Source organism: Rhodococcoides kroppenstedtii, assembly GCF_900111805.1.
Taxonomy (GTDB): Bacteria; Actinomycetota; Actinomycetes; order Mycobacteriales; family Mycobacteriaceae; genus Rhodococcoides; species Rhodococcoides kroppenstedtii.
The window spans coordinates 185,745-206,520 of the sequence record NZ_FOJN01000006.1; the positions used below are offsets into that span (position 1 = coordinate 185,745).

At 70.5% G+C, this 20,776-nt stretch carries 20 protein-coding genes; 2 read left to right on the forward strand and 18 right to left on the reverse strand.

Features of this window, described 5'->3' with window-relative positions; genetic code table 11:
• Positions 1-6: 6 nt before the first annotated feature.
• The gene (locus BMZ18_RS09395; RefSeq protein ID WP_068364730.1) at positions 7-1,413 is read right to left on the reverse strand and encodes a GGDEF domain-containing protein; all 1,407 of its coding nucleotides are present in this window, start codon (positions 1,411-1,413) and stop codon (positions 7-9) included.
• 166 nt (positions 1,414-1,579) lie between these two features.
• Here BMZ18_RS09395 and yczE point away from each other — a divergent pair, with 166 nt between their 5' ends.
• Entirely contained in the window at positions 1,580-2,245 is a 666-nt protein-coding gene (gene yczE, locus BMZ18_RS09400) for a membrane protein YczE (protein WP_371828497.1), read from the forward strand.
• Here yczE and BMZ18_RS09405 read toward each other — a convergent pair.
• On the reverse strand, positions 2,191-2,592 hold the full coding sequence (locus tag BMZ18_RS09405; RefSeq protein ID WP_068364724.1) for an Rv0313 family protein: 402 nt from the start codon (positions 2,590-2,592) through the stop codon (positions 2,191-2,193). The two genes, yczE and BMZ18_RS09405, sit on opposite strands and share 55 nt — an antisense overlap.
• 143 nt (positions 2,593-2,735) lie before the next feature.
• Here BMZ18_RS09405 and BMZ18_RS09410 point away from each other — a divergent pair, with 143 nt between their 5' ends.
• Positions 2,736-3,437: a type 1 glutamine amidotransferase domain-containing protein gene (locus BMZ18_RS09410; RefSeq protein WP_068364721.1), complete on the forward strand. Its 702-nt coding sequence runs from the start codon at positions 2,736-2,738 to the stop codon at positions 3,435-3,437.
• 86 nt (positions 3,438-3,523) lie between these two features.
• Here the strand turns inward: BMZ18_RS09410 and hglS are convergent, their stop codons facing one another.
• The 16 genes from hglS to BMZ18_RS09490 all read right to left on the reverse strand — a co-directional run bounded on the left by hglS (position 3,524) and on the right by BMZ18_RS09490 (position 20,685).
• Complete coding sequence (hglS, locus tag BMZ18_RS09415; protein WP_068364718.1) at positions 3,524-4,897, reverse strand: 2-oxoadipate dioxygenase/decarboxylase; 1,374 nt, start codon at positions 4,895-4,897, stop codon at positions 3,524-3,526.
• A gap of 13 nt (positions 4,898-4,910) precedes the next feature.
• Positions 4,911-6,410: an NADH-quinone oxidoreductase subunit NuoN gene (gene nuoN / locus BMZ18_RS09420; RefSeq protein WP_244516474.1), complete on the reverse strand. Its 1,500-nt coding sequence runs from the start codon at positions 6,408-6,410 to the stop codon at positions 4,911-4,913.
• A gap of 41 nt (positions 6,411-6,451) precedes the next feature.
• The gene (locus BMZ18_RS09425) at positions 6,452-7,987 is read right to left on the reverse strand and encodes an NADH-quinone oxidoreductase subunit M (protein ID WP_068364712.1); all 1,536 of its coding nucleotides are present in this window, start codon (positions 7,985-7,987) and stop codon (positions 6,452-6,454) included.
• Position 7,988: 1 nt separating this feature from the next.
• Positions 7,989-9,878, reverse strand: coding sequence for an NADH-quinone oxidoreductase subunit L (gene nuoL, locus BMZ18_RS09430; RefSeq protein WP_068364709.1), 1,890 nt, complete (start codon positions 9,876-9,878; stop codon positions 7,989-7,991).
• Position 9,879: 1 nt separating this feature from the next.
• Complete coding sequence (gene nuoK, locus BMZ18_RS09435) at positions 9,880-10,179, reverse strand: NADH-quinone oxidoreductase subunit NuoK (RefSeq protein ID WP_068149108.1); 300 nt, start codon at positions 10,177-10,179, stop codon at positions 9,880-9,882.
• The gene (locus tag BMZ18_RS09440; RefSeq protein ID WP_068364706.1) at positions 10,176-10,904 is read right to left on the reverse strand and encodes an NADH-quinone oxidoreductase subunit J; all 729 of its coding nucleotides are present in this window, start codon (positions 10,902-10,904) and stop codon (positions 10,176-10,178) included. Before BMZ18_RS09440 ends, nuoK begins: the two co-directional genes overlap by 4 nt.
• Positions 10,901-11,407, reverse strand: coding sequence for an NADH-quinone oxidoreductase subunit NuoI (nuoI, locus tag BMZ18_RS09445; RefSeq protein WP_068104565.1), 507 nt, complete (start codon positions 11,405-11,407; stop codon positions 10,901-10,903). Before nuoI ends, BMZ18_RS09440 begins: the two co-directional genes overlap by 4 nt.
• Complete coding sequence (nuoH, locus tag BMZ18_RS09450; RefSeq protein ID WP_068364703.1) at positions 11,397-12,692, reverse strand: NADH-quinone oxidoreductase subunit NuoH; 1,296 nt, start codon at positions 12,690-12,692, stop codon at positions 11,397-11,399. Before nuoH ends, nuoI begins: the two co-directional genes overlap by 11 nt.
• Positions 12,689-15,055 carry an NADH-quinone oxidoreductase subunit G gene (locus tag BMZ18_RS09455; RefSeq protein ID WP_068364701.1) on the reverse strand — a complete coding sequence of 789 codons (2,367 nt, stop codon included), beginning with the start codon at positions 15,053-15,055 and terminating at the stop codon, positions 12,689-12,691. Before BMZ18_RS09455 ends, nuoH begins: the two co-directional genes overlap by 4 nt.
• Positions 15,052-16,368 carry an NADH-quinone oxidoreductase subunit NuoF gene (nuoF, locus tag BMZ18_RS09460; protein ID WP_068364698.1) on the reverse strand — a complete coding sequence of 439 codons (1,317 nt, stop codon included), beginning with the start codon at positions 16,366-16,368 and terminating at the stop codon, positions 15,052-15,054. Before nuoF ends, BMZ18_RS09455 begins: the two co-directional genes overlap by 4 nt.
• A complete protein-coding gene (nuoE, locus tag BMZ18_RS09465) occupies positions 16,365-17,195 on the reverse strand; it encodes an NADH-quinone oxidoreductase subunit NuoE (protein ID WP_068364694.1) in 831 nt (276 codons plus the stop codon). Before nuoE ends, nuoF begins: the two co-directional genes overlap by 4 nt.
• Complete coding sequence (gene nuoD, locus BMZ18_RS09470) at positions 17,192-18,514, reverse strand: NADH dehydrogenase (quinone) subunit D (protein WP_068364690.1); 1,323 nt, start codon at positions 18,512-18,514, stop codon at positions 17,192-17,194. The genes nuoE and nuoD overlap by 4 nt, the downstream gene beginning before the upstream one ends.
• Entirely contained in the window at positions 18,514-19,137 is a 624-nt protein-coding gene (locus BMZ18_RS09475) for an NADH-quinone oxidoreductase subunit C (RefSeq protein WP_068364752.1), read from the reverse strand. Before BMZ18_RS09475 ends, nuoD begins: the two co-directional genes overlap by 1 nt.
• Positions 19,138-19,169: 32 nt before the next feature.
• Positions 19,170-19,736, reverse strand: a complete 567-nt coding sequence (locus tag BMZ18_RS09480) for a NuoB/complex I 20 kDa subunit family protein (RefSeq protein WP_068364749.1) — start codon at positions 19,734-19,736, stop codon at positions 19,170-19,172.
• A gap of 45 nt (positions 19,737-19,781) precedes the next feature.
• On the reverse strand, positions 19,782-20,147 hold the full coding sequence (locus BMZ18_RS09485) for an NADH-quinone oxidoreductase subunit A (protein WP_068104574.1): 366 nt from the start codon (positions 20,145-20,147) through the stop codon (positions 19,782-19,784).
• Positions 20,148-20,292: 145 nt separating this feature from the next.
• A complete protein-coding gene (locus BMZ18_RS09490; protein ID WP_082834018.1) occupies positions 20,293-20,685 on the reverse strand; it encodes a response regulator transcription factor in 393 nt (130 codons plus the stop codon).
• Between the last annotated feature and the right edge of the window lie 91 nt (positions 20,686-20,776).

Below are 20,776 nucleotides of genomic sequence, written 5' to 3' on the forward strand. Positions count from 1 at the left end.
CGGACGTCAGGCCAGGGTCACCGCGACGACAGTGTTGCGGCCGCCGCGCTTGGCCTCGTAGAGCGCGCGGTCGGCGGTGTCGAGCAGCGGTGACACCGACGCCGGCGCCGCGGGCGCCCAGGCGAGACCGATGCTCACCGTGGCGGTGCGGGTGCTGAGCAGGTGAAGGCGTTCGTGGTCGCGGCGAATCGTGTCGGCGACGGCGGTGGCGTCCTCGTGGTCGGCCATCGGGAGCAGAACCGCGAACTCCTCGCCGCCGATGCGTCCGGCGACGGCGCCGTGGGGCAGGGCGGAGAGAATGCAGCCGGCCGAGCGGACCAGGGCGACGTCGCCCGCCGCGTGTCCCATGGTGTCGTTGATCGTCTTGAAGTCGTCGAGATCGAGCATGAGCAACGCCACCGGCTGCGAGGCGTCGACGAGGGTGTTCAGGCGACGCTGGCTGCGTCGGAGGAAGGCGGCACGCGACAGGGTGCCGGTGAGGCTGTCGTACTCGAGGGCCTGGTGCAGCTTGTTCTGCACCGCCATCCGGTCGAACGTCACCGCCGCGACGAGCAGGGGGCCGAGCGCGACCAAGGCGACGGAGAGGGTGGCGACGGGACTCTGCGTGGCCTCCCCGGCGCCGAGCACACCGACCCGTCCCGCGATCAACAGGTTCCATCCGGCCCAGCACGCGGTGAGGAGGGCCGTCCCGGAAAACGGAATTCTGGTGGCGCACCACAGCAGCGCCGGCAGGGGGAGGGCGACCAGCAGCGGCCCGTCGGCGACCATCCCGGCGATCATCAGCGTGACGGCGACCAGGACGGGAACGGTCACGGTCCACCGGACCGAGTCGAAGTATCGCGGGGTGGGCGGGCGCCACGGACCGCCCGCCCGGATGGACAGCAGGATCGTCGTCAGAAGGAGATAGCTGACGAACTCCGACGAGAACCACGCCGTGGGAGACACGGCGGGCGTCACGTCGACCAGCAGTCCCGACAGGCAGGTCGCGACGGTGGCCGACACGACCGAGGCCACGACGATCCCGACCGAGAGGCGGGCGAACGCGGGAGAACCGGTCAGCAGGAGCGGCTCGGGGCGGCGCCAGCGAATGGTCAGCGCTCCCGCGACGACGCCGACGGCGTTGGCGGTGTTGAGCACGGCGGCCGCGTAGGGCTCGGTCCCGCTCACCAGATCCGCGGCCACGCACCCGACGAAAAGAGCGAACACCGACGACGCCCGGAGGTGGCGCGGCCAGCGGACGACGAGGGCGAGCGCGACGGCGTTGGCGAACCAGATCGACGCCAGGAGTCCGGGAGGGCGGGTATGGATCCCGAGGAGGGCGACCAGGAAGACGACGACCGCCACCGACGCCGGATCGAGAATCGATCGCGGTAGGGGTGGTCGCGGCACCTTCGGCACCTCCGGCGCAGACATCGGGAGTCCTTCGATCGAGAAGGAACCCCCGGTACCCGCCCGTCACTGGTGACGGGTGAATTGTTCCCAGCTCAGCCGTTGTGGTCCCGCACAGTATTCACGACTGCGCAGCACCGGTCCACTCTCGCCGGGTGGCCTGCACACGGGACCGTCGAGGACGCTGACACTGAGCGGTATGCACATCTCGACGGGGTCGTTGCCGACTCGCCTGACATTGCTGATCGTCGGTCTGTTCCTGTACGGATTCTCGATGGCGATGATGATCGCCGGCGGGCTCGGGCTGAACCCGTGGGACGTCCTGCACCAGGGTCTCGCACACCGGACCGGCGCGAGCTTCGGGACGATCACCGCCTGCGTGGGGGCCGTCGTTCTTCTGCTCTGGATCCCGCTGCGGCAGCGGCCCGGCGTCGGCACCGTCGCGAACATCCTGGTCATCGCCGTGTCCGTCGACCTGGCGTCCGCCTGGCTGCCCGACGACGCCTCGCTCCCGGTCCGCTCGGCTCTCCTCATCGGCGGTGTGGTGATCAACGCCGCCGCCACCGCGATGTACATCTCGGCGGGCATGGGCCCCGGGCCGCGCGACGGTCTCATGACGGGCATCGTCGGGCGCACCGGGTGGTCCGTGCGAGTCATCCGCACCGGCATCGAGGTGTCGGTGCTCGCGGTGGGGTGGCTCCTGGGCGGCACCGTCGGCGTGGGCACGGTGCTCTACGCGCTCGCGATCGGCCCCCTGGTGCAGCTCTCGGTGTGGCTGATGGGCCGACCGGCGCGGTCGATTCAGTCCGAGGTCGGCTCGATCCCCGCCGCGAGCACGCCCACCGACACACCGTAGGGAAGGAAGCGGACCTTGCGACGCGGGTCGACGTTGTCCCGGTGCGCCCGCAGCGCGTCGAGCTCGGTGGCGAAGACCTGGTCGATGCCGGCCGACCCGTCGTCGTCGATCGTGTAGATCACCCACACGCCGTCGCCCTTCTCGCCCGTCGTGGCCGGTGCGGGGGCCGGGGTCGGCGTCCGTGTCGGGGCGGCGGTGAACATGCCGACGAGGTTGCCCAGCGGGTTCCCGCCGGTGTCGGCGTTCCGCATCGCCTGCCCGAAGAGATCACGCAGGCCCTCGCTCGCCTCGCGGGCGACGCGCTCGAAGTCCTCCGGGTCGAATCCGAACTGTCCGTTGCCGCTCATGGTGCACCTCTCGGGGGGATCGGGATCTGCCGTTCTTCCCCGATCAACGTCCGCCGACCCTCCCGCGGTTCCCCTCGGCCGATTCCGGGTATGTGATGTGCGGACCCTGCTTCTCCATTCTCGACGGATCGAGGACTTCTCTCATGACGACGTTGCTGTTCGTGGTGACCGGCGCCGACCACTGGACCTTGAAGGACGGATCGACGCACCCCACCGGTTACTGGGCGGAGGAACTGGTCGCCTCGCACCGCACCTTCGTCGGCGCCGGCTGGGACGTCGTCGTGGCCACTCCGGGCGGGGTGCGCCCGACGGTCGACCAGGGCTCGCTCGCCGTCGACGCCAACGGCGGTGACGAGACCAAGGTCGCGGAGTTGAAGCAGTACCTCGCCGACATCGAGGACGTGCTCGCCGCACCGGCGAAGCTCGAGGAGCAGACGGCGTCGTCGTTCGACGTGGTGTTCGTGCCCGGTGGGCACGGCCCGATGGAGGACCTGGCCGTCTCCCCGGAGTTCGGGTCGTTGGTCACCGAGTTCCTCGACAGCGGCAAGGTGGTCTCGGCCGTCTGCCACGCGCCCGCCGCGCTGCTCGCCGCGACACGTGACGACGGCTCGTGGCCTTTCGCCGGCTACGAGCTCACCGGCTTCACCAACACCGAGGAGGAGCAGGCCGGGCTCGCCGACAAGGCACCGTGGCTGCTCGAGACCCGCCTGCGGGAGGGCGGCGCGTCGTTCTCCTCCGGCGAGGCGTGGTCGCCGCACGTCGTGGTGGACCGCACCGTCTACACCGGCCAGAACCCCGCGTCGACCGCTCCGCTGGCCGAACGGGTGGTGGCTGCGCTCGGCTAGGCCTCGGTGCGCGAGTTTCCCCACACGATCACGGCGGATTTCGCGGATCCGCGAGTTCGCGGTCGATCCTGTGGCAGAACTCGCGCTTACCATGTCGGCCTGGTCGGAAGCGTCCAGTGCGCGACGACGGCGTCGAGCGAGGCGGCGCGCCCGGCGCCGTACAGCGCGTAGGGGTCGTGAATCGGGCGGTCGACGGCCCCCTCGAGCCACGCGAGATCGACTGCAGCACCGTCGGAGTCGTCGTCACGACGGCTGCTGCCGGTGAGGTTGGAGCGGAAGATGCCGGCGGCGGAGGCCGGGAGGAAATCTTCGTACACGACGGGCGTGGCGGTGGCCCACCCGCCGTCGAGCAGCTCGGCCACGGTGGACGGTGGTGGACCGTCCGGGCGCTCGTCGGTGGGTGCGACGGTGAAGTAGGCGAGGTCGGCGTCGAGCATCCCGCGCTCGGTGGCGGGAGCGGCAGCCCGCCAGTTCGCCGCTGCGTCACCGGGTTGGACGAGCAGGCGGTCGTAAAGTTCCCGTCCGCGCGGCGTCGCGGCCAGTCCTCGTGCCTCCACCTCGCCGAAGCGCACCCGCAGCGTGTCGTCGGTGATGCGGCCGTCCGGCTCGCGGAAGCGTCGTGGTTCGGCCAGGGCGCGGAAGGACGTCTGGCGGAGCAGCAGGTCCGGCCCGCCCCAGCGCGGGGGACCCTGCACGGTGTCGATCATTTCGATGCCGCGGGCCTGCATCCGCGTGTAGAGCCCGTCGATGTCGAGCACGCGCGGCGTCAGGTGGTTGATGTGGGTGCTGGTGACACCGCCGATGTCGGCGGCCACCGAGGAGACGCGGGAGAGTTCGGCGTACCAGTTCCGATCGACCGGCTCGGGGGACAGGGCGAACGCGGCGGTGGCGGCGGTCAGGAACGCCTCGGCGTCGTCCCCGTCCAGTCCGCCCTCCCTGCTCGCGCGGTCGGCGAGCGTGAGCAGCGAGGGAGGGAACAGCGTTCGGCGGGAGAGGAATTCGCTCAACCGCGCGGCGAGGTCGGGGGTGAAGAACCGCCGATCGTCGACGACGAGCATCGAGGTGAACACCCGGAACGGGTTGCGGGCCAGCTCGTCTCGATCCACCGGCCGGAACGCAGTGGAGACCACCGGCACCGCCGCGGCGGTCTCGCGCAGGTAGTAGAACCCCACCGGGTACATGCCGAGAGCGCCGAAGACGGTGGCCACGGCGGCGAGTTCGGCCGGCGTGCCCACCCGGATCGCGCCGTGCCGCTCGGCCGTCACCCGCTCGATCGACCCGAGCCGCTCCGCGTCCTCGCCGTGCGTTGCCAGGACGTCGGCGTTGACCTCGCGGGCCACGTCGACCAGCGTCGTGTACGCAGGTACCTCCCGGCCGTACAGCGCGGAGAGCCGGGCGGCGAACGCGGTGCGCAACGCGGTCGCGTCGTACCGGTCGCGGTGCGGTGATCGAACGGTCATGGCCGGCAGCCTGTCACGTCGCGAGCAGCGCCGCCGCGTGATCCATCAGGTCCAACAGGGGCTGCGGGACGATGCCGAGAACGATGGTGACGACGGCGGCCACACCCACGACCACGGTGACCCCCGGCCCGGCGTCGACGGTGGGCGGGGACCCCTCCGCCGGGGTGAAGAAGAGCACCACGATCACGCGCACGTAGAACGACGCGGCGACGGCGCTGGAGAGGACGCCGACCACCACGAGCGCGGCGCCGCCCTCCGAGAGCGCGGCCTCGAACACCGCGAACTTGCTGGTGAAGCCGCTCGTGAGCGGGATGCCGGCGAAGGCCAGCAGGAACAGGGCGAACGCACCGGCCAGGAGCGGGGACCGGCTGCCGAGGCCCGCCCAGCGGGAGAGGGTGGTGGCCGGGCCGCCGTCGTCGCGCACGGCGCACACCACCGCGAACGCGCCGAGCGTGCTGACGGAGTACGCCGCCAGGTAGAACAGCGTCGCGGCGATGCCCGCGTTCCCTGCGACGACGCCGGTCAGCAGGAACCCTGCGTGTGCGACGGACGAGTACGCCAGCATGCGCACCACGTCGGTCTGGGTGACGGCGACGACGGCGCCCACCACCATCGTCGCGATCGCCACCGCCCACAGCATCGGCCGGATCTGATCCTCGAGGGCGGGCGCGGCGACGACGAGGACGCGGACGAGGGCGCCGAACGCCGCCACCTTGGTGGCCGCCGCCATGAACGCGGTGACGGGAATCGGCGCGCCCTGGTACACGTCGGGAACCCACGAATGGAACGGCACCGCACCGACTTTGAACAGCAGCCCGACGGCCACGAGCCCGACGCCCATGACCCCGAGCAGTGGGTCGGTGGCGGATCCGGTCGCACTCGCCTCGGCGATGCCCGCGAGATCGACCGTCCCCGCGTACCCGTAGAGCAGGGCCACCCCGAAGAGGAAGAACGCCGACGAGAACGCCCCGAGCAGGAAGTACTTGAGCGACGCCTCCTGGGAGAGCAGCCGTCGTCGCCGCGCCAGTCCGCAGAGCAGGTAGAGAGGCAGCGAGAGCACCTCGAGGGCCACGAACATCGTCAGCAGATCGGCGGAGGCGGGCAGCACCATCATGCCGCCGGCGGCGAAGAGGGTGAGCGGATAGACCTCGGTACGGGTGAGCCGGGCGGTCACCGCGCGCGCCTCGGCGAGGCTGCCGGGGACGACGGACGCCTGCGGTGTGAACGCGTCCACCCGCTCGGCTTCCGGGTGGTCGAGGGTTCGGTGCGCGACCAGCGCGACGGCGCCGGCGGTGACGACCAGGATGCTGCCCTGCAGCGCCAGCGTGACGCCGTCCACGGCGAGCGCTCCCGCGACGACGAGGTCCTCGGCGCCGGCCAGCGCGACGACGGCTGCGAGCGCCGCGGCGAGCGCGCCGAGGGAGAGGACGAGTTGGGTCCGGCGCCGCGCCTCGGCGGGGACGAAGGCCTCGACGAGCACCGCGATCACCGCGGCGGCGAGCACGATGATCATGGGGGACAGGAGGGCGTACTCGACGGACGGAGTCGGAACGGTCACGGTGCTGCCACTCCTTGCTCCACCGGTTGGACCGAGGTCCGGTCCACGGCGGGGGTGATGACGTCGAGCATCGGCTTCGGGTAGACGCCGAGTCCCACCACGAGCACGAGAAGCGGTGCGACGACGACGAGTTCACGCGGGACCAGATCGCGGATGCGGCGGTCGGCCTCGGTGGTCGGTCCCGTCATGACCCGTTGGTATAGCCAGAGGATGTACACCGCGGACAGGACCAGCGCGACGGCGGCGACCACCGCCGCGACCTCGTACCGGGCGTACGTGCCCACCAGGACCAGGAATTCGCTGACGAACGGGGCGAGTCCCGGCAGGGACAGGGTGGCCAGGCCGGCGATCAGGAACGTGCCGGCCAGCACGGGCGCGGTGCGGCCGACCCCGCCGTAGTCGGCGATCTCGGCGGTGCCCCGACGAGCGACCAGGAAGCCGGCCACGAGGAACAGTGCGGCCGTGGCGATGCCGTGGTTGAGCATGTACAGCGTCGACCCGGCCTGGGCCTGCGCGGTGAGGGCGAAGATGCCGAGCACGATGAACCCGAAGTGCGAGATCGACGTGTAGGCGATGAGGCGCATCATGTCCGTCGAGCCGATCGCGAGGATCGCCCCGTAGACGATGCCGATCACCGCGAGCCCGACGATCCACGGTGCGAACGTGGCCGACGCGTCGGGGAAGAGCTGCAGGCAGTACCGCAGCATGCCGAACGTCCCCACCTTGTCGACGATCGCCATCATGAGAACCGCAGTGGCCGGGGTGGATTCGACGGCCGCGCCCGGCAACCAGGTGTGCAGGGGCCAGAGCGGCGCCTTGACCGCGAAGGCGACCAGGAAGCCGAGGAAGATCGCGTTGATCACGGCGGGGCTCGCGCCGAGGTCGCCGGTGGCGGCCGCGTCGGCGATCGCCCGCACGTCGAACGTCCCGGCCGAGAACGGTGATGCCTCGGCGGCGGTGACGGCGTACAGGCCGATGACGGCCGCGAGCATCACCAGACCACCGGCGAGGTTGTAGAGCAGGAACTTCACCGCCGCTGCGCGTGCAGCACCGACGCGCGGACCGAAGCCGCCGATGAGGAAGTACATCGGCACCAGCATGGCTTCGAAGAACACGTAGAACAGCAGGATGTCGAGGGAGAGCAGGGAGACCAGCACCATCGACTCGACCACGAGGATCAGCGCCACGTAGGTGTGCGGGCGGCGTGACGCCGCGCCGCGGCCTTCGACGTCTCGCCACCCGGCGAGCAGCAGCAGCGGCACCAGAACCGTGGTCAGCAGCACCAGGGTGAGCGCGACACCGTCGACACCGAGGACGTACCCGGCGCCGAATCGCGGGATCCACGTTGCGGATTCGACGAACTGGTAACCCATGGCGCCGGGTACGAAGCGCACGGCGACCACCACGGACAGGGCGAACGCGGCGAGGGAGGCCAGCAGCGCGACCACCCTGGCCGCGGAGGCGGACCCGCGCGGGGCGATCAGGGCGGCCACGGCGCCGAGCAGGGGCAGGACCCAGAGAGCGGTCAGCATGTCAGGACCCCGATCCGAGTGCGAGCGTGACGGCGAGGACCAGGACGGCGCCGCCGAACATCGACAGGGCGTAGGTGCGGACGAACCCGTTCTGCAGCAGTCGAAGTCGGTCCGAGGCGGAGCGCACTGTGGTCGCCACCGCACCGACCGCCCCGTCCACGCCGACCTCGTCGAGACGGACGATTCCGGCCGTGAGGCGCTGACCGGGGCGCATGGCGATCGCCTCGTTGAGGTCGTCGCCGTAGAGATCCCGTCGTGCCGCGCGGGTGAGGCGGCTTCCGGCCGGGGCCACCAGCGGCACCTCGCGTCGGGCGTACTGCCGGACGGCAAGACCGACGCCGACCGCCACGGTGGCGAGCACGACGGGCGTCACCACCCACACGGGAACGAGATGCGCGGGCTCGTGCTCGCCGACCACCGGGGCCAGCCAGCCCGAAAGCCGATCTCCCACGGCCAGAACGGCTCCCGCGCCGACCGATCCGATCGCGAGGATCACCATCGGCGCGGTCATCGACACCGGCGCCTCGTGCGGATGTACCTCGGCGGCGTCCCAGCGGGGGCGGCCACCGAAGGTGAGGATCATGACCCGCGTCATGTAGAACGCCGTGATGCCGGCGCCGAGGATGGTGGCGCCGCCGAGCAGGACGCCGCGCACCCCGCCCTCGTCCAACGCCGCCTCGATGATGCCGTCCTTCGACCAGAACCCGGCGAACGGGGGCACGCCGATGATGGCGAGGTAGGCCAGACCGAACGTGACCGCGGTGACGGGAAGTACGCGTGCGAGCCCGCCGTACCGTCGCATGTCGGTCTCGTCGTTCATCGCGTGCATCACCGAACCGGCGCCGAGGAACAGTCCTGCTTTGAAGAAGCCGTGCGTCAGCAGGTGCATGATCGCGACGGCGTACCCGGCGGGGCCGAGGCCGGCGGCGAGGACCATGTAGCCGATCTGGCTCATCGTCGACGCCGCGAGCGCCTTCTTGATGTCGTCCTTCGCGCAGCCGATGATCGCGCCGACCAGCAGCGTCACCGCGCCGACGGCCACCACGGCCGTCTGCGCCGCGGGCGCGGCCTCGAAGATCGCGCCGGACCGGACGATCAGGTAAACCCCGGCCGTCACCATCGTGGCCGCGTGGATCAGGGCGGACACCGGGGTGGGGCCCTCCATCGCGTCACCGAGCCAGGACTGCAGTGGAACCTGGGCCGACTTGCCGCACGCGGCGAGGAGCAGAAGCAACCCGAGCGCCGTCGTGGTGCCCTGCCCGAGTTCGATGCCGGCAGCGGCGAACACCGCGTCGTAGGACACCGACCCGACCTCGGCCACCATGATCATGAGGGCGACGGCCAGGCCGATGTCGCCGACCCGGTTGACGACGAAGGCCTTCCGCGCCGCCGTCGCCGCCGACGGCTTGTGTGACCAGAACCCGATGAGCAGGTACGACGCGAGCCCGACCCCTTCCCACCCGAGGTAGAGGCCGAGGAAGTTGTCGGCCATGACCAGGACGAGCATGGCCGCGACGAACAGATTGAGGTACGCGAAGAACCGGCGCCGGTGCGGGTCGTCGCGCATGTAGGCCATGGAGTAGACGTGCACGAGGCCGCCGACGCCGGTGATGAGCAGGACGAAGCAGATCGACAGTGGGTCGAGGGCCAGACCGAAGTCGACCGACAGCTCCGGTGCGGGGACCCAGGAGAACAGGACGGAGCCGACGCGGCGTTCGTCGACCGGTCGGTCCAGCATCGAGACGAACGCGGCCACCGCGACGCCGAAGGACGCGAACACCAGCGCGGTGGCGAGGACGTGTCCCCACCGGTCGGTGCGGCGACCGCCGAGCAGCAGCGCCGCGGCGCCGAGCAGCGGCAGGCCGGGGAGCAGAGCGAGCGTGGTGCCCACGTCAGAACTTCAGCAGACTGTCGTCGTCGACCGAGACGGATCGACGGGATCGGAAAATAGCCATGATGATTGCCAGGCCCACCACTACCTCGGCGGCCGCGACCACCATGGTGAAGAAGGCGAAGACCTGACCGTCGACCTCGCTCCGGGTGCGGGCCACCGTGACGAAGGCCAGGTTGGCCGCGTTGAGCATGAGCTCGACGCACATGAACACCACGATGGCGTTGCGCCGCAACAATACTCCGGACGCACCGATGGTGAAGAGCGCCGCGGCGAGGTACAGATAGTGGTCGGGGTTCACGGCAACCCCCCGTCGGTCTTCTCCGCCGGCGTCTCGGGGGACGTGCGGAACTGGCGCCCCACCGACGTGGGAGCCGGAGCGCCGTCGGGCAGCCGCGCGGGCCGATCCACCCCGTTGTGCCGGGCGTAGACGCCGGGGCTCGGCAGGGGCGTCACGCGGTCACCGCGCCGGAATCGCTCCTGCGACAACTGCTTCTGCGTCTTCGCGGCGCCCACCTGGTCCCGGTGCGTCAGCACCATCGCCCCGATGGTGGCGGTGATCAACAGGGCGCCGGTGAGCTGGAACGCCCAGACGTAGCGCACGAAGATCAGCTCGGCCAGGGCCTCCACCGTGCCGGCGCCCGCCACGGCGTCCCCGGTGAACCCGGTGAACCCGGTCAACGACGCGTTGCCCAGGCCGCCGATGAGCAAGAACCCGAACCCGAGCCCGATCACCACCGCCGCGGCGCGGTGCCCGCGCAGATTCTCGGTCAACGTGTCCGAGGTGTCGACGCCCACGAGCATGAGCACGAAGAGGAACAGCATCATCACCGCGCCGGTGTAGACGACGATCTGCACCACGCCGAGGAAGACTGCGCCCTGAACGATGTAGAACACCGCGAGCATCACCATGGTCGAGGCCAGGAACAGCGCCGAGTACACCGCCTTCGCGGACGCGACCACTCCGAGCGCGGCGATCACGGTGAGGGGAGCCAGAATCCAGAAGACCACCGCCTCGCCGGTCACCGCACGGTCCCGCGGTAGTAGTCGTCGTCGGTGGCACCGTCGGCCATCGGGTGCGGCGGTGCCTCCATGCCGTCGGCGAGCGGGGCGAGCAGCTTGTCCTTGCCGTAGATCAGGTCCTCGCGGTTGTCGTCCGCCATCTCGTAGTCGTTGGTCATCGTCAACGCGCGGGTGGGGCAGGCCTCGATGCAGAGGCCGCAGCCGATGCACCGGAGGTAGTTGATCTGGTACACCCGCCCGTACCTCTCACCGGGCGAGAAGCGTTGCGCCTCGGTGTTGTCCGCGCCCTCGACGTGGATCGCGTCGGCCGGACACGCCCAGGCGCAGAGTTCGCACCCGATGCACTTCTCGAGTCCGTCCGCGTAGCGGTTCAGCTGATGCCGCCCGTGATAGCGGGTGGCGGTGGGGCGCTTCTCCTCCGGGTACGACTCGGTGTGCGCCTTCTTGAACATCGTCGAGAAGGTCACGCCGAATCCCGCGAGCGGGCCGGGTCCGTCAGGGGGCATCTGCTCGCTCCTCGGATCGGGTTGCGGTGGTTCGGGACGCCGTGGGTCGGGCCGTGCGAGAGGGCAAGGGCGGCACCGGGAAACCCCCGTCGGCGAGGTGTGTGTCCTCGACGGCGACGGTGCCGGCCACCGTCCGGGGCAGCCGCGCCCGGCGCACTCGGGCGCGGAGCACCAGAGCCAGGGCGAGGGTGAAGACGAGGGACACCACGACGGTGGCCGGTCGCACGTGCGGCGAGTCCACGAGCAGGACCCGCACCGCGGCGACCACCATCACCCAGAGCAGGGCGGCCGGGATGAGGACCTTCCAGCCGAAGGCCATGAACTGGTCGTAACGCAGGCGCGGAAGGGTGCTGCGCAGCCAGATGAAGACGAACAGGAACATCCAGACCTTGATCGTGAACCACAGCACCGGCCACCAGCCCTGGTTCGCCCCCTCCCACCAGCTGACGGGGAACGGCGCGCGCCACCCGCCGAGGAAGAGGGTGGTGGCCAGGGCGGAGACGGTGACCATGTTGACGTACTCGGCGAGCATGAACATCGCGAAGCGCAAGGAGGAGTACTCGGTGTGGAAGCCGCCCACCAGTTCGCCCTCCGCCTCCGGCAGGTCGAACGGGGCGCGGTTGGTCTCGCCGACCATCGACACCACGTAGATGAGGAACGACGGCAGCAGCATCACCACGAACCACAGGCGCTCCTGAGCGGAGACGATGCCGGACGTGGACATGGTGCCGGCAAGCAGGAACACCGCCGCGAAGCTCAGACCCATCGCGACCTCGTAGGAGATCACCTGCGCGGTCGAGCGCAGGGCCCCGAGCAGCGGGTAGGTCGACCCCGACGACCACCCGGCGAGCACGATGCCGTAGACCCCGATCGACGTCACCGCGAGCACGTAGAGCACCGCGACCGGCATGTCGGTCAACTGCAGCGGCGTGACATGGCCGAACACCGACACGGTCGGACCGAAGGGGATGACGGCGAACGCCATGAAGGCCGGGACCACCGAGATCACCGGCGCCAGCAGGTAGATCGGGCGATCGACGCCGGCGGGCACCAGGCCTTCCTTCAGCGCCAGTTTGATGCCGTCGGCCAGGGACTGCAGCAGCCCGAACGGCCCGGTGCGGTTGGGCCCCACCCGCATCTGCATCCACGCCATGACCTTGCGCTCGGCGAGGATACACAGCAGCGGGGTCAGCACGAGGAACACGAAGACCGCCAGCGCCTTCGCGACGATCAGCCAGATCGGGTCCGTTCCGAACAGCGACAGATCGGGAGCCTCGGGGGTCATCGGGCGCCTCCCGCCACCCGAACCGTCGCACCCGGTCCGACGCCGAGATGCTCCGACAGCGCCGCACCGGGGGCATGCAACGGCGCCCACACCACGCGGTCCGGCAGGTCCGCGATCTCCAGGGGGAACGTCACCGCACCGTGGTCGGTGGACAACGTCACCGGATCGCCGTCGGCGACGCCCACCTCGGCGGCCGTGGCCTCCGACAGCCGCACGACCGGGGTGCGCGCGGTGCCGGCGAGGGCGTCCTCCCCGTCCTGCAGGCTGCCGCCGTCGAGCAGCACCCGCCACCCGTCGAGCACGGCGCTGCCGGCCGCGACGGTCGGACGCGGGGACACCACGGGGGCGACCATCGGTCGGTCGCCGGGGTCCGACCCCAGGCGGTCGAGCTCGGCGAGAGTCGTCACCGGATCGCTCGTCCCCAGCGCGTGGCCCATCGCGTCCGCCAGCGCATCGAGCACGCGGCCGTCGGGAAGCAGCGACGCCGTGGGCAGCGCCGCGGGGAAGGTACGCCGTCGTCCTTCCCAGTCCACGTAGGTGCCGGCCTTCCCGGTCACCGCCGCGACGGGGATGACGACGTCGGCCCGATCGGTCAGCTCCGAGCGGCGAATGTTCAGCGCCACCACGAAGTTCGCTCGATCCACCGCACCGCGGAGGGCGTCGGGATCGGGTGCGTCGACGGCGTCCACCCCGCCCACGACCAGGGCGGCGTACGACACGTCCGCCATCGCGGCGACGTCCCGGCCGGGAGCCGACGGCAGGTCCGCCACTCCCCACGCCTCGGCCACCGCTCGACGCGCGTCGTCGTCGTCGACCCGTCGACCACCGGGCAGCAGGGTGGGCAGCGCGCCCGCATCGAGTGCGCCGCGATCGCCGGCCCGACGGGGGACCCAGGCCGACGACGCCCCGGTGGCGTCGGCCGTCTCGGCGGCCGCGGTCAGCAGGCCGGGACGGCCGGCGGCGCGCTCGCCGATCAGGATCACCGCACCCGGTGTCGCCAGCAGCGCCCGGACGTCGTCGGGAAGCGACCGCAGGGCGTCGGCCTCGGACCCGGGCACGGCCTGCACGACGTCGGCGGACAGTTTGCGCGCCCCGTCGGACCGGTGCGACGCCACGGCGACGACGCGAGTTCGGCCGGTGCGCACCGCTTTCCGCAGGCGGAGGAAGATCATCGGGCTCTCCTCCTCGGGTTCGAGTGCGAGGAGGAGGACGATCGGCGCGGCGGCGAGGTCGGCGTAGGTGACTCCGAGCCCGCGCCCCGCGACGCGGGCGGCGAGGAAGTCCGATTCCTCCTCCGAGACCGCGCGCATTCGAAAGTCGACGTCGTTGGTATCCAACGCGACCCGCGCGAACTTCGCGTACGCGTAGGCGTCCTCGACGGTGGAGCGTCCGCCCACCAGCACGCCCGCGTTGCCGCGGGCCGCGGTCAGGCCGCGTGCGGCGACGGCCAGGGCCTCGGGCCACGACGCGGGGACGAGCTCACCCTCCGGCCCGCGTATCAGCGGGGTGGTGAGACGGTCGGGCTCGGTGAGGTAGGCGAACGCCCACCGGCCCTTGTCGCAGTTCCACTCCTCGTTGACCTCGGGATCGTCGCCCGCGAGGCGACGCAGGACCACCCCGCGACGGTGGTCCGTGCGCTGCGCGCAGCCTCCGGCGCAGTGCTCGCACGCACTGGGCGTGGACACCAGATCGAACGGCCGCGCCCGGAACCGGTACGCGGTGTTGGTGAGCGCCCCGACTGGGCAGATCTGCACGGTGTTGCCCGAGAAGTAGGATCGGAACGGCTCCGCGCCGTAGATGCCGACCTGTTGCAGCGCACCGCGTTCGAGTAGATCGATGAACGGATCGCCCGCCACCTGCTCGGAGAACCGCGTGCAGCGCGCGCAGAGCACGCACCGCTCGCGGTCGAGCAGGACCTCGGTGGAGAGCGGGATCGGCTTGGGGTACGTCCGCTTGGTCTCGGTGAAGCGGGACTCCGTGCGGCCGGTCGACATCGCCTGGTTCTGCAGGGGGCACTCGCCGCCCTTGTCGCAGACCGGGCAGTCCAGCGGGTGGTTGATGAGCAGGAGTTCCATCACGCCGCGCTGTGCCTTCTCGGCGACCTCGGAGCTGTGCTGGGTCCGGACGACCATGCCGTCGCTGACCGTGGTGGTGCAGGAGGCCAACGGCTTTCGCTGTCCTTCGACGTCCACGAGGCACTGTCGGCACGCCCCGACCGGGTCGAGCAGCGGGTGGTCGCAGAACCGCGGCACGGTGATGCCCAGCATCTCGGCGGCGCGGATGACGAGGGTGCCCGCGGGGACACTGATCGGGATCCCGTCGATGGTCAGGTCCACCGTCCGGGTCTCCGGCGCGGCCGTCATGCGAGCGCTCCGGCCATCAGAGTCGAGGCGTGGGGGTCGAACGGGCACCCACCGCCGCGCACGTGCTCGAGGTACTCCTCCCGGAAGAACCTCACCGACGACACGATGGGGCTGGACGCGCCGTCGCCCAACGCGCAGAACGACTTTCCGAGGATGCTGTCGGCTACGTCCAGCAGCTTCTGCAGGTCGTCCTCGGACGCCGTGCCCTCCTCCATCCGGGCGAGGATCTGCACCAGCCAGTAGGTGCCCTCCCGACACGGAGTGCACTTGCCGCACGATTCGTGGGCGTAGAACTCGCTCCACCGACGGACCGCGCGCACGACGCAGGTGGTCTCGTCGAAGATCTGCAGTGCCTTGGTGCCCAGCATCGACCCGGCCGCGGCGACCCCTTCGTAGTCGAGCGGGACGTCGAGGTGCTCCGCGGTGAAGATCGGCGTCGACGACCCGCCGGGCGTCCAGAACTTCAACTCGTGGCCGGCGCGCACTCCCCCGGCGTGAGTCAGCAACTCGCGCAGGGTGATACCGAGCGGCGCCTCGTACTGGCCGGGCCGTTCGACGTGTCCCGAGAGGGAGTAGAGGGTGAACCCGGGCGACTTCTCGCTGCCCATCGAGCGGAACCAGTCCACGCCGTTCGCCAGGATCGACGGCACGCTCGCGATGGACTCGACGTTGTTGACCACCGTCGGTCCGGCGTACAGGCCGGCGACCGCGGGAAACGGTGGGCGCAACCTCGGCTGGCCGCGTCGACCCTCGAGCGAGTCGAGCAGCGCGGTCTCCTCACCGCAGATGTAGGCGCCCGCGCCCGCATGGACCACGAGCTCGAGATCGAACCCGGATCCGAGGACGTCGGTGCCCAGGTACCCGGCGTCGTACGCCTCCGCCACGGCGGTCTGCAGGCGACGCAGGACCGGCACCACCTCGCCGCGCAGGTACACGAACGCGCGCGCGGACCGGATGGCGTACGCCGCGATGATCATGCCCTCGACCAGTGCGTGCGGCGTCGCCATGAGCAGCGGCATGTCCTTGCAGGTCCCGGGCTCGGACTCGTCGGCGTTCACCACCAGGTAGTGGGGCACCGACTGGTCCGCCGGCGTCGGTCCGTCCTGCGGGATGAAGCTCCACTTGACGCCGGTGGGGAACCCCGCCCCGCCGCGACCCCGTAGTCCGGCGTCCTTCACGAGCCCGATCACCTCGTCGGGCGTCCGTGCGAGAGCCGCGGCCAGCCCGTCGTAGCCGCCGTGGTCGCGGTAGGTCTCGAGCGTCCAGGACCGGGGGTGGTCCCAGTACCGGCTGAGCACCGGAGTGAGCGTCATCGCGGTTCCTTCCCGGGAACGTCGGCGGACGGCGCGGGCGCCGGCTCGTCGGGAGTGGAGTCGGTCGGGACGTCGGGGACCCCGGTCGTCGTCTCCTCGGCCGAGCTCGGATCGGTTGCCGTGGAGCCGGTTTCGCGTGCGGCGCGCAGACCGGCCAGCGTCGCGTCGCCCGCCGTGGCGGCGTCGTTGGCACCCGGCCGGGGGTCCGGGAATCCGGCCAGGATGCGCGAGGTCTCGCGAAACGTGCACAGTGTGGTGCCGCGGGTGGGAGTGACCGGGTGTCCGGACCGCAGGTCGTCGACCAGGGTGCGCGCCGACTCCGGCGTCTGGTTGTCGAAGAACTCCCAGTTGACCATGACCACCGGCGCGTAGTCGCAGGCCGCGTTGCACTCGATGTGTTCGAGGGTGACCGACCCCGGATCGTCGGCCAGATGCTCGGTGAGCGCGGCGTGGATCGCGTCGCCGCCCATCACCGCACACAGGGTGTTGGTGCACACGCCCACGAGGTAGTCGCCCGTGGGCTCGCGTCGGTACATCGAGTAGAACGTGGCGACGGCGGCCACCTCGGCTCCGGTGAGATCGAGGGTGTGCGAGACGAAGTCGACGGCGGCGGGGGTGAGGTAGCCGTCCTCCGCCTGGAGAAGATGCAGGAGCGGGATGATGGCCGAGCGGGGCCGCGGGTAGCGGGCGACGACGGTCGCCGCGTCTCGTTCGAGCCGCTCCCGGACCACGGCCGGGTACGTCCGACGAGCACCGGGCTGCACCAGCTGGACCCGCTCCTCGGGGGCCGGGCCGAACGGCACCAGCACCGGTTCGCGCGCGCTCATCGGTCCACCCCGCCCATGACGGGATCGATGCTCGCCACCGCGGCGATCACGTCGGAGACCATGCCGCCTTCGCACATGGCCGCGACCGCCTGCAGGTTGGTGAACGACGGATCGCGGAAATGCACTCGGTAGGGCCGGGTTCCGCCGTCGGACACCAGATGTACCCCCAGCTCGCCCCGCGGTGACTCCACCGCGGAGTACACCTGGCCGGCCGGGACGCGGATGCCCTCCGTCACCAGCTTGAAGTGGTGGATCAGCGATTCCATGGAGCCGGCCATGATGGTGCGGACGTGATCGCGGGACTGACCCAGCCCGTCCGCCTCGGACACCAGGTTCGCCGGCCAGGCCGTCTTGCGATCGGCGATCGTCACCGGCCCCGGGTGCAGCGCGTCCAGACACTGCTCGACGATCTTCAGCGACTCCGCCATCTCGTCGACGCGGATGAGATAGCGGGCGTAGCAGTCGGACTCGGTCTCGGTGATCACGTCGAACTCGTAGTTCTCGTAGCCGCAGTAGGGTTCCGCCCGACGCAGGTCGTGCGGCAGACCCGTCGCGCGCAGGCACGGCCCGGTGACCCCCAGCGCCACGCATCCGGTGAGGTCGAGGAAGCCGATCCCGCGGGTGCGGCCCTTCCAGATGGGGTTGTCGTCGAGCATGGCGCTCATGTCGCGGAGCCGAACCGGCAACAGCTGGAGCAGTTCTCGGATCTTCGGGACGGCGTCGCTCGGCAGGTCCATCGCGACACCGCCGGGGCGAATGTACGCGTGGTTCATGCGCAGACCGGTGATCGTCTCGAAGATGTCGAGGATCAGCTCGCGCTCGCGGAATCCGAAGAGCATGGCCGTGACCGCGCCGAGTTCCATACCGCCCGTGGCGAGGGCGACGAGGTGCGAGGAGATCCTGTTCAGCTCCATCAACAGAACGCGGATCACCGACGCCCGCTCGGGGATGTCGTCGGTGATGCCGAGCAATTTCTCGACCCCGAGGCAGTAGGCCGTCTCGTTGAAGAACGGGGACAGATAGTCCATGCGCGTGACGAAGGTGACCGCCTGCGTCCAGGTGCGGAACTCGAGGTTCTTCTCGATACCGGTGTGCAGGTAGCCGATTCCGCACCGGGCCTCGGTCACCGTCTCGCCCTCGATCTCGAGGATCAGGCGGAGCACGCCGTGCGTGGAGGGGTGCTGCGGGCCCATGTTGACGATGATGCGTTCGTCCCCGGCGGCACTCGCAAGGTCCGCGATCTCGTCCCAGTCCTGCCCGCCCGCGGTGTAGACCCGGGGTTCGACGGGCGCGTCGGTGACCTGCTGGTGCGGTGTCATCAGGAGTAGGACCTCCGCTGGTCGGGGGGTGGAATGGTGGCGCCGTGGAACTGAACGGGGATGCCGCCCAACGGATAGTCCTTGCGCTGGGGATGCCCCTCCCAGTCGTCGGGCATCTCGATGCGGGTCAGCGACGGATGACCGTCGAACAGGATCCCGAAGAAGTCGTACGTCTCGCGCTCGTGCCAGTCGTTGGTCGGGTAGATACCGCAAGACGACGGCACGTGCGGATCGGAATCCGGGACCGAGACCTCCACGCGGATCCGCCGTCCGTGCGTGAGGGAGGACAGGTGGTACACCGCGTGCAGCTCGCGGCTCGTGTCGGCGGGAACGTGCACGCCGCTGACTCCGAGGCAGAGCTCGAAGCGCAGGGACTCGGTGTCCCGCAGCGCCGACAGCACCGCCGGCAGACGGTCCCGGGCGACGTGGACGGTGAGTTCGCCGCGGTGGATCACCACCCGTTCGACGGCGTCGGTCGCCGTGGGTCCCAGCGCGTCATCGAGGGCGTCCATCACGGTGTCGAACGGCTCGCCGTACGGCCGGGACGCGGTGTCGGACCGGGCTATCGGTGGGGCGAGGCGGCCGTACCCGGACGTGTCGCCGGAGCCGCGCACACCGAACATGCCCCGCGGCACCGTGGGGTCGGTCGGCCCCGTCACCGCGGCACCGCCGGCAGGTCGAGGAACGTCGGGTCCGTGCCGGGCACCGAGAGAGCCGCAGCCTCCGCCTCCCGCACCGCCCGCTCGCGGTCGACACCCAGGGGCATGCGGGCGATCGACGCGTGCAGGGTGAGGATCGCGTTGATGAGCATCTCCGGACGCGGCGGGCAGCCGGGGAGATAGATGTCCACGGGCACCACGTGGTCGACACCCTGCACCACGGCGTAGTTGTTGAACATCCCGCCGGAGGACGCGCAGACCCCCATGGCCAGAACCCATTTCGGCTCCGCCATCTGGTCGTACACCTGCCGCAGCACCGGCGCCATCTTCTGACTGACGCGTCCGGCCACGATCATGAGGTCCGCCTGCCGCGGCGACGCGCGGAACGCCTCCATGCCGAACCGCGCGAGGTCGAACCGGCCCGAGGTGGTCGACATCATCTCGATGGCGCAGCAGGCGAGTCCGAAGGTCGCGGGCCACAGCGAGCCCTTGCGAGCGAAGCCCGCCAGCCCCTCGACGGTGGTCAGCAGGAAGCCGCTCGGCAGCTTCTCCTCGACGCCCATGCGCACCTCACCTCTCGCGGGTCGTCGGGACCCGCGTCCGGTCGATCACTCCCAGCTGAGCCCTCCGCGTCGCCACTCGTACGCGTAGGCGACGGAGACGTTGACGATGAACAGCCCCATGGCGAGCAGCCCGAACACGCCGAGCGCCTCGTAGTGCACCGCCCAGGGGTAGAGAAAGACGATCTCGATGTCGAAGATGATGAAAAGCATTGCGGTCAGGTAGAACTTGACCGGAAAGCGGCCGCCACCGGGGCGCTGCGGGGTGGGCGCGACGCCGCATTCGTACGCCTCGAGCTTCGCTCGGTTGTAGCGCCTCGGGCCCACCGCGGACGCCACGAATACCGAGAACACCGCGAACGCAACGGCTATCGCACCGAGAACCAGAATCGGAACGTATGCGTCGGCGTTCACCGCTCACTCCTGCCCGTGTCGAAGGTGGTGACCTCTTCTCACGTGATCCGAGTCACACACTAGGACGTTCCCGTCGCGGGCGGTCCGGTTTCGACACTCGGGTTCGCGGCGGTGTCGGATCGTGATCCCCGCGCGACCTCGCGGGTCAGCTGTGCTGTCGCAGGAGCGCGGTGACCGCGCGGCCGAGCTCGAACGGGTCGATGGGGTGCGAGACGATCGCGTCCGCCCGCGACCAGTCCGCCAGCCAGGCGTCCTGCGGCCGACCGGTGAGGACCAGGAGCGGCGGGCAGACCTCGACCTCGTCGCGCACCTGCTTGGCCAGGCCCATGCCGCCCACCGGGGCCGCCTCACCGTCGAGGATCGCGAGGTCCACGGTGCCGGCGTCGAGATGGCGGACCACCATGGGGCCCGTCGCGACGTCGAGATACGTCACGGGCGGCAGGTCGGGATGCGGACGGGTGCCGAGGGCGGCGTGCACGAGGGCGCGCGTGTCGGCGCGACTGCTGTAGACCAGCACCGTCACCGACTCGTCCGTCACCCGCCCGACGCTAGCGGACCGGCCGGCATTTTCGGTGCAGTTCTCCACGCTCACGGGGGATTTCTGCACCGAACCGTGATTGGATTCGTGG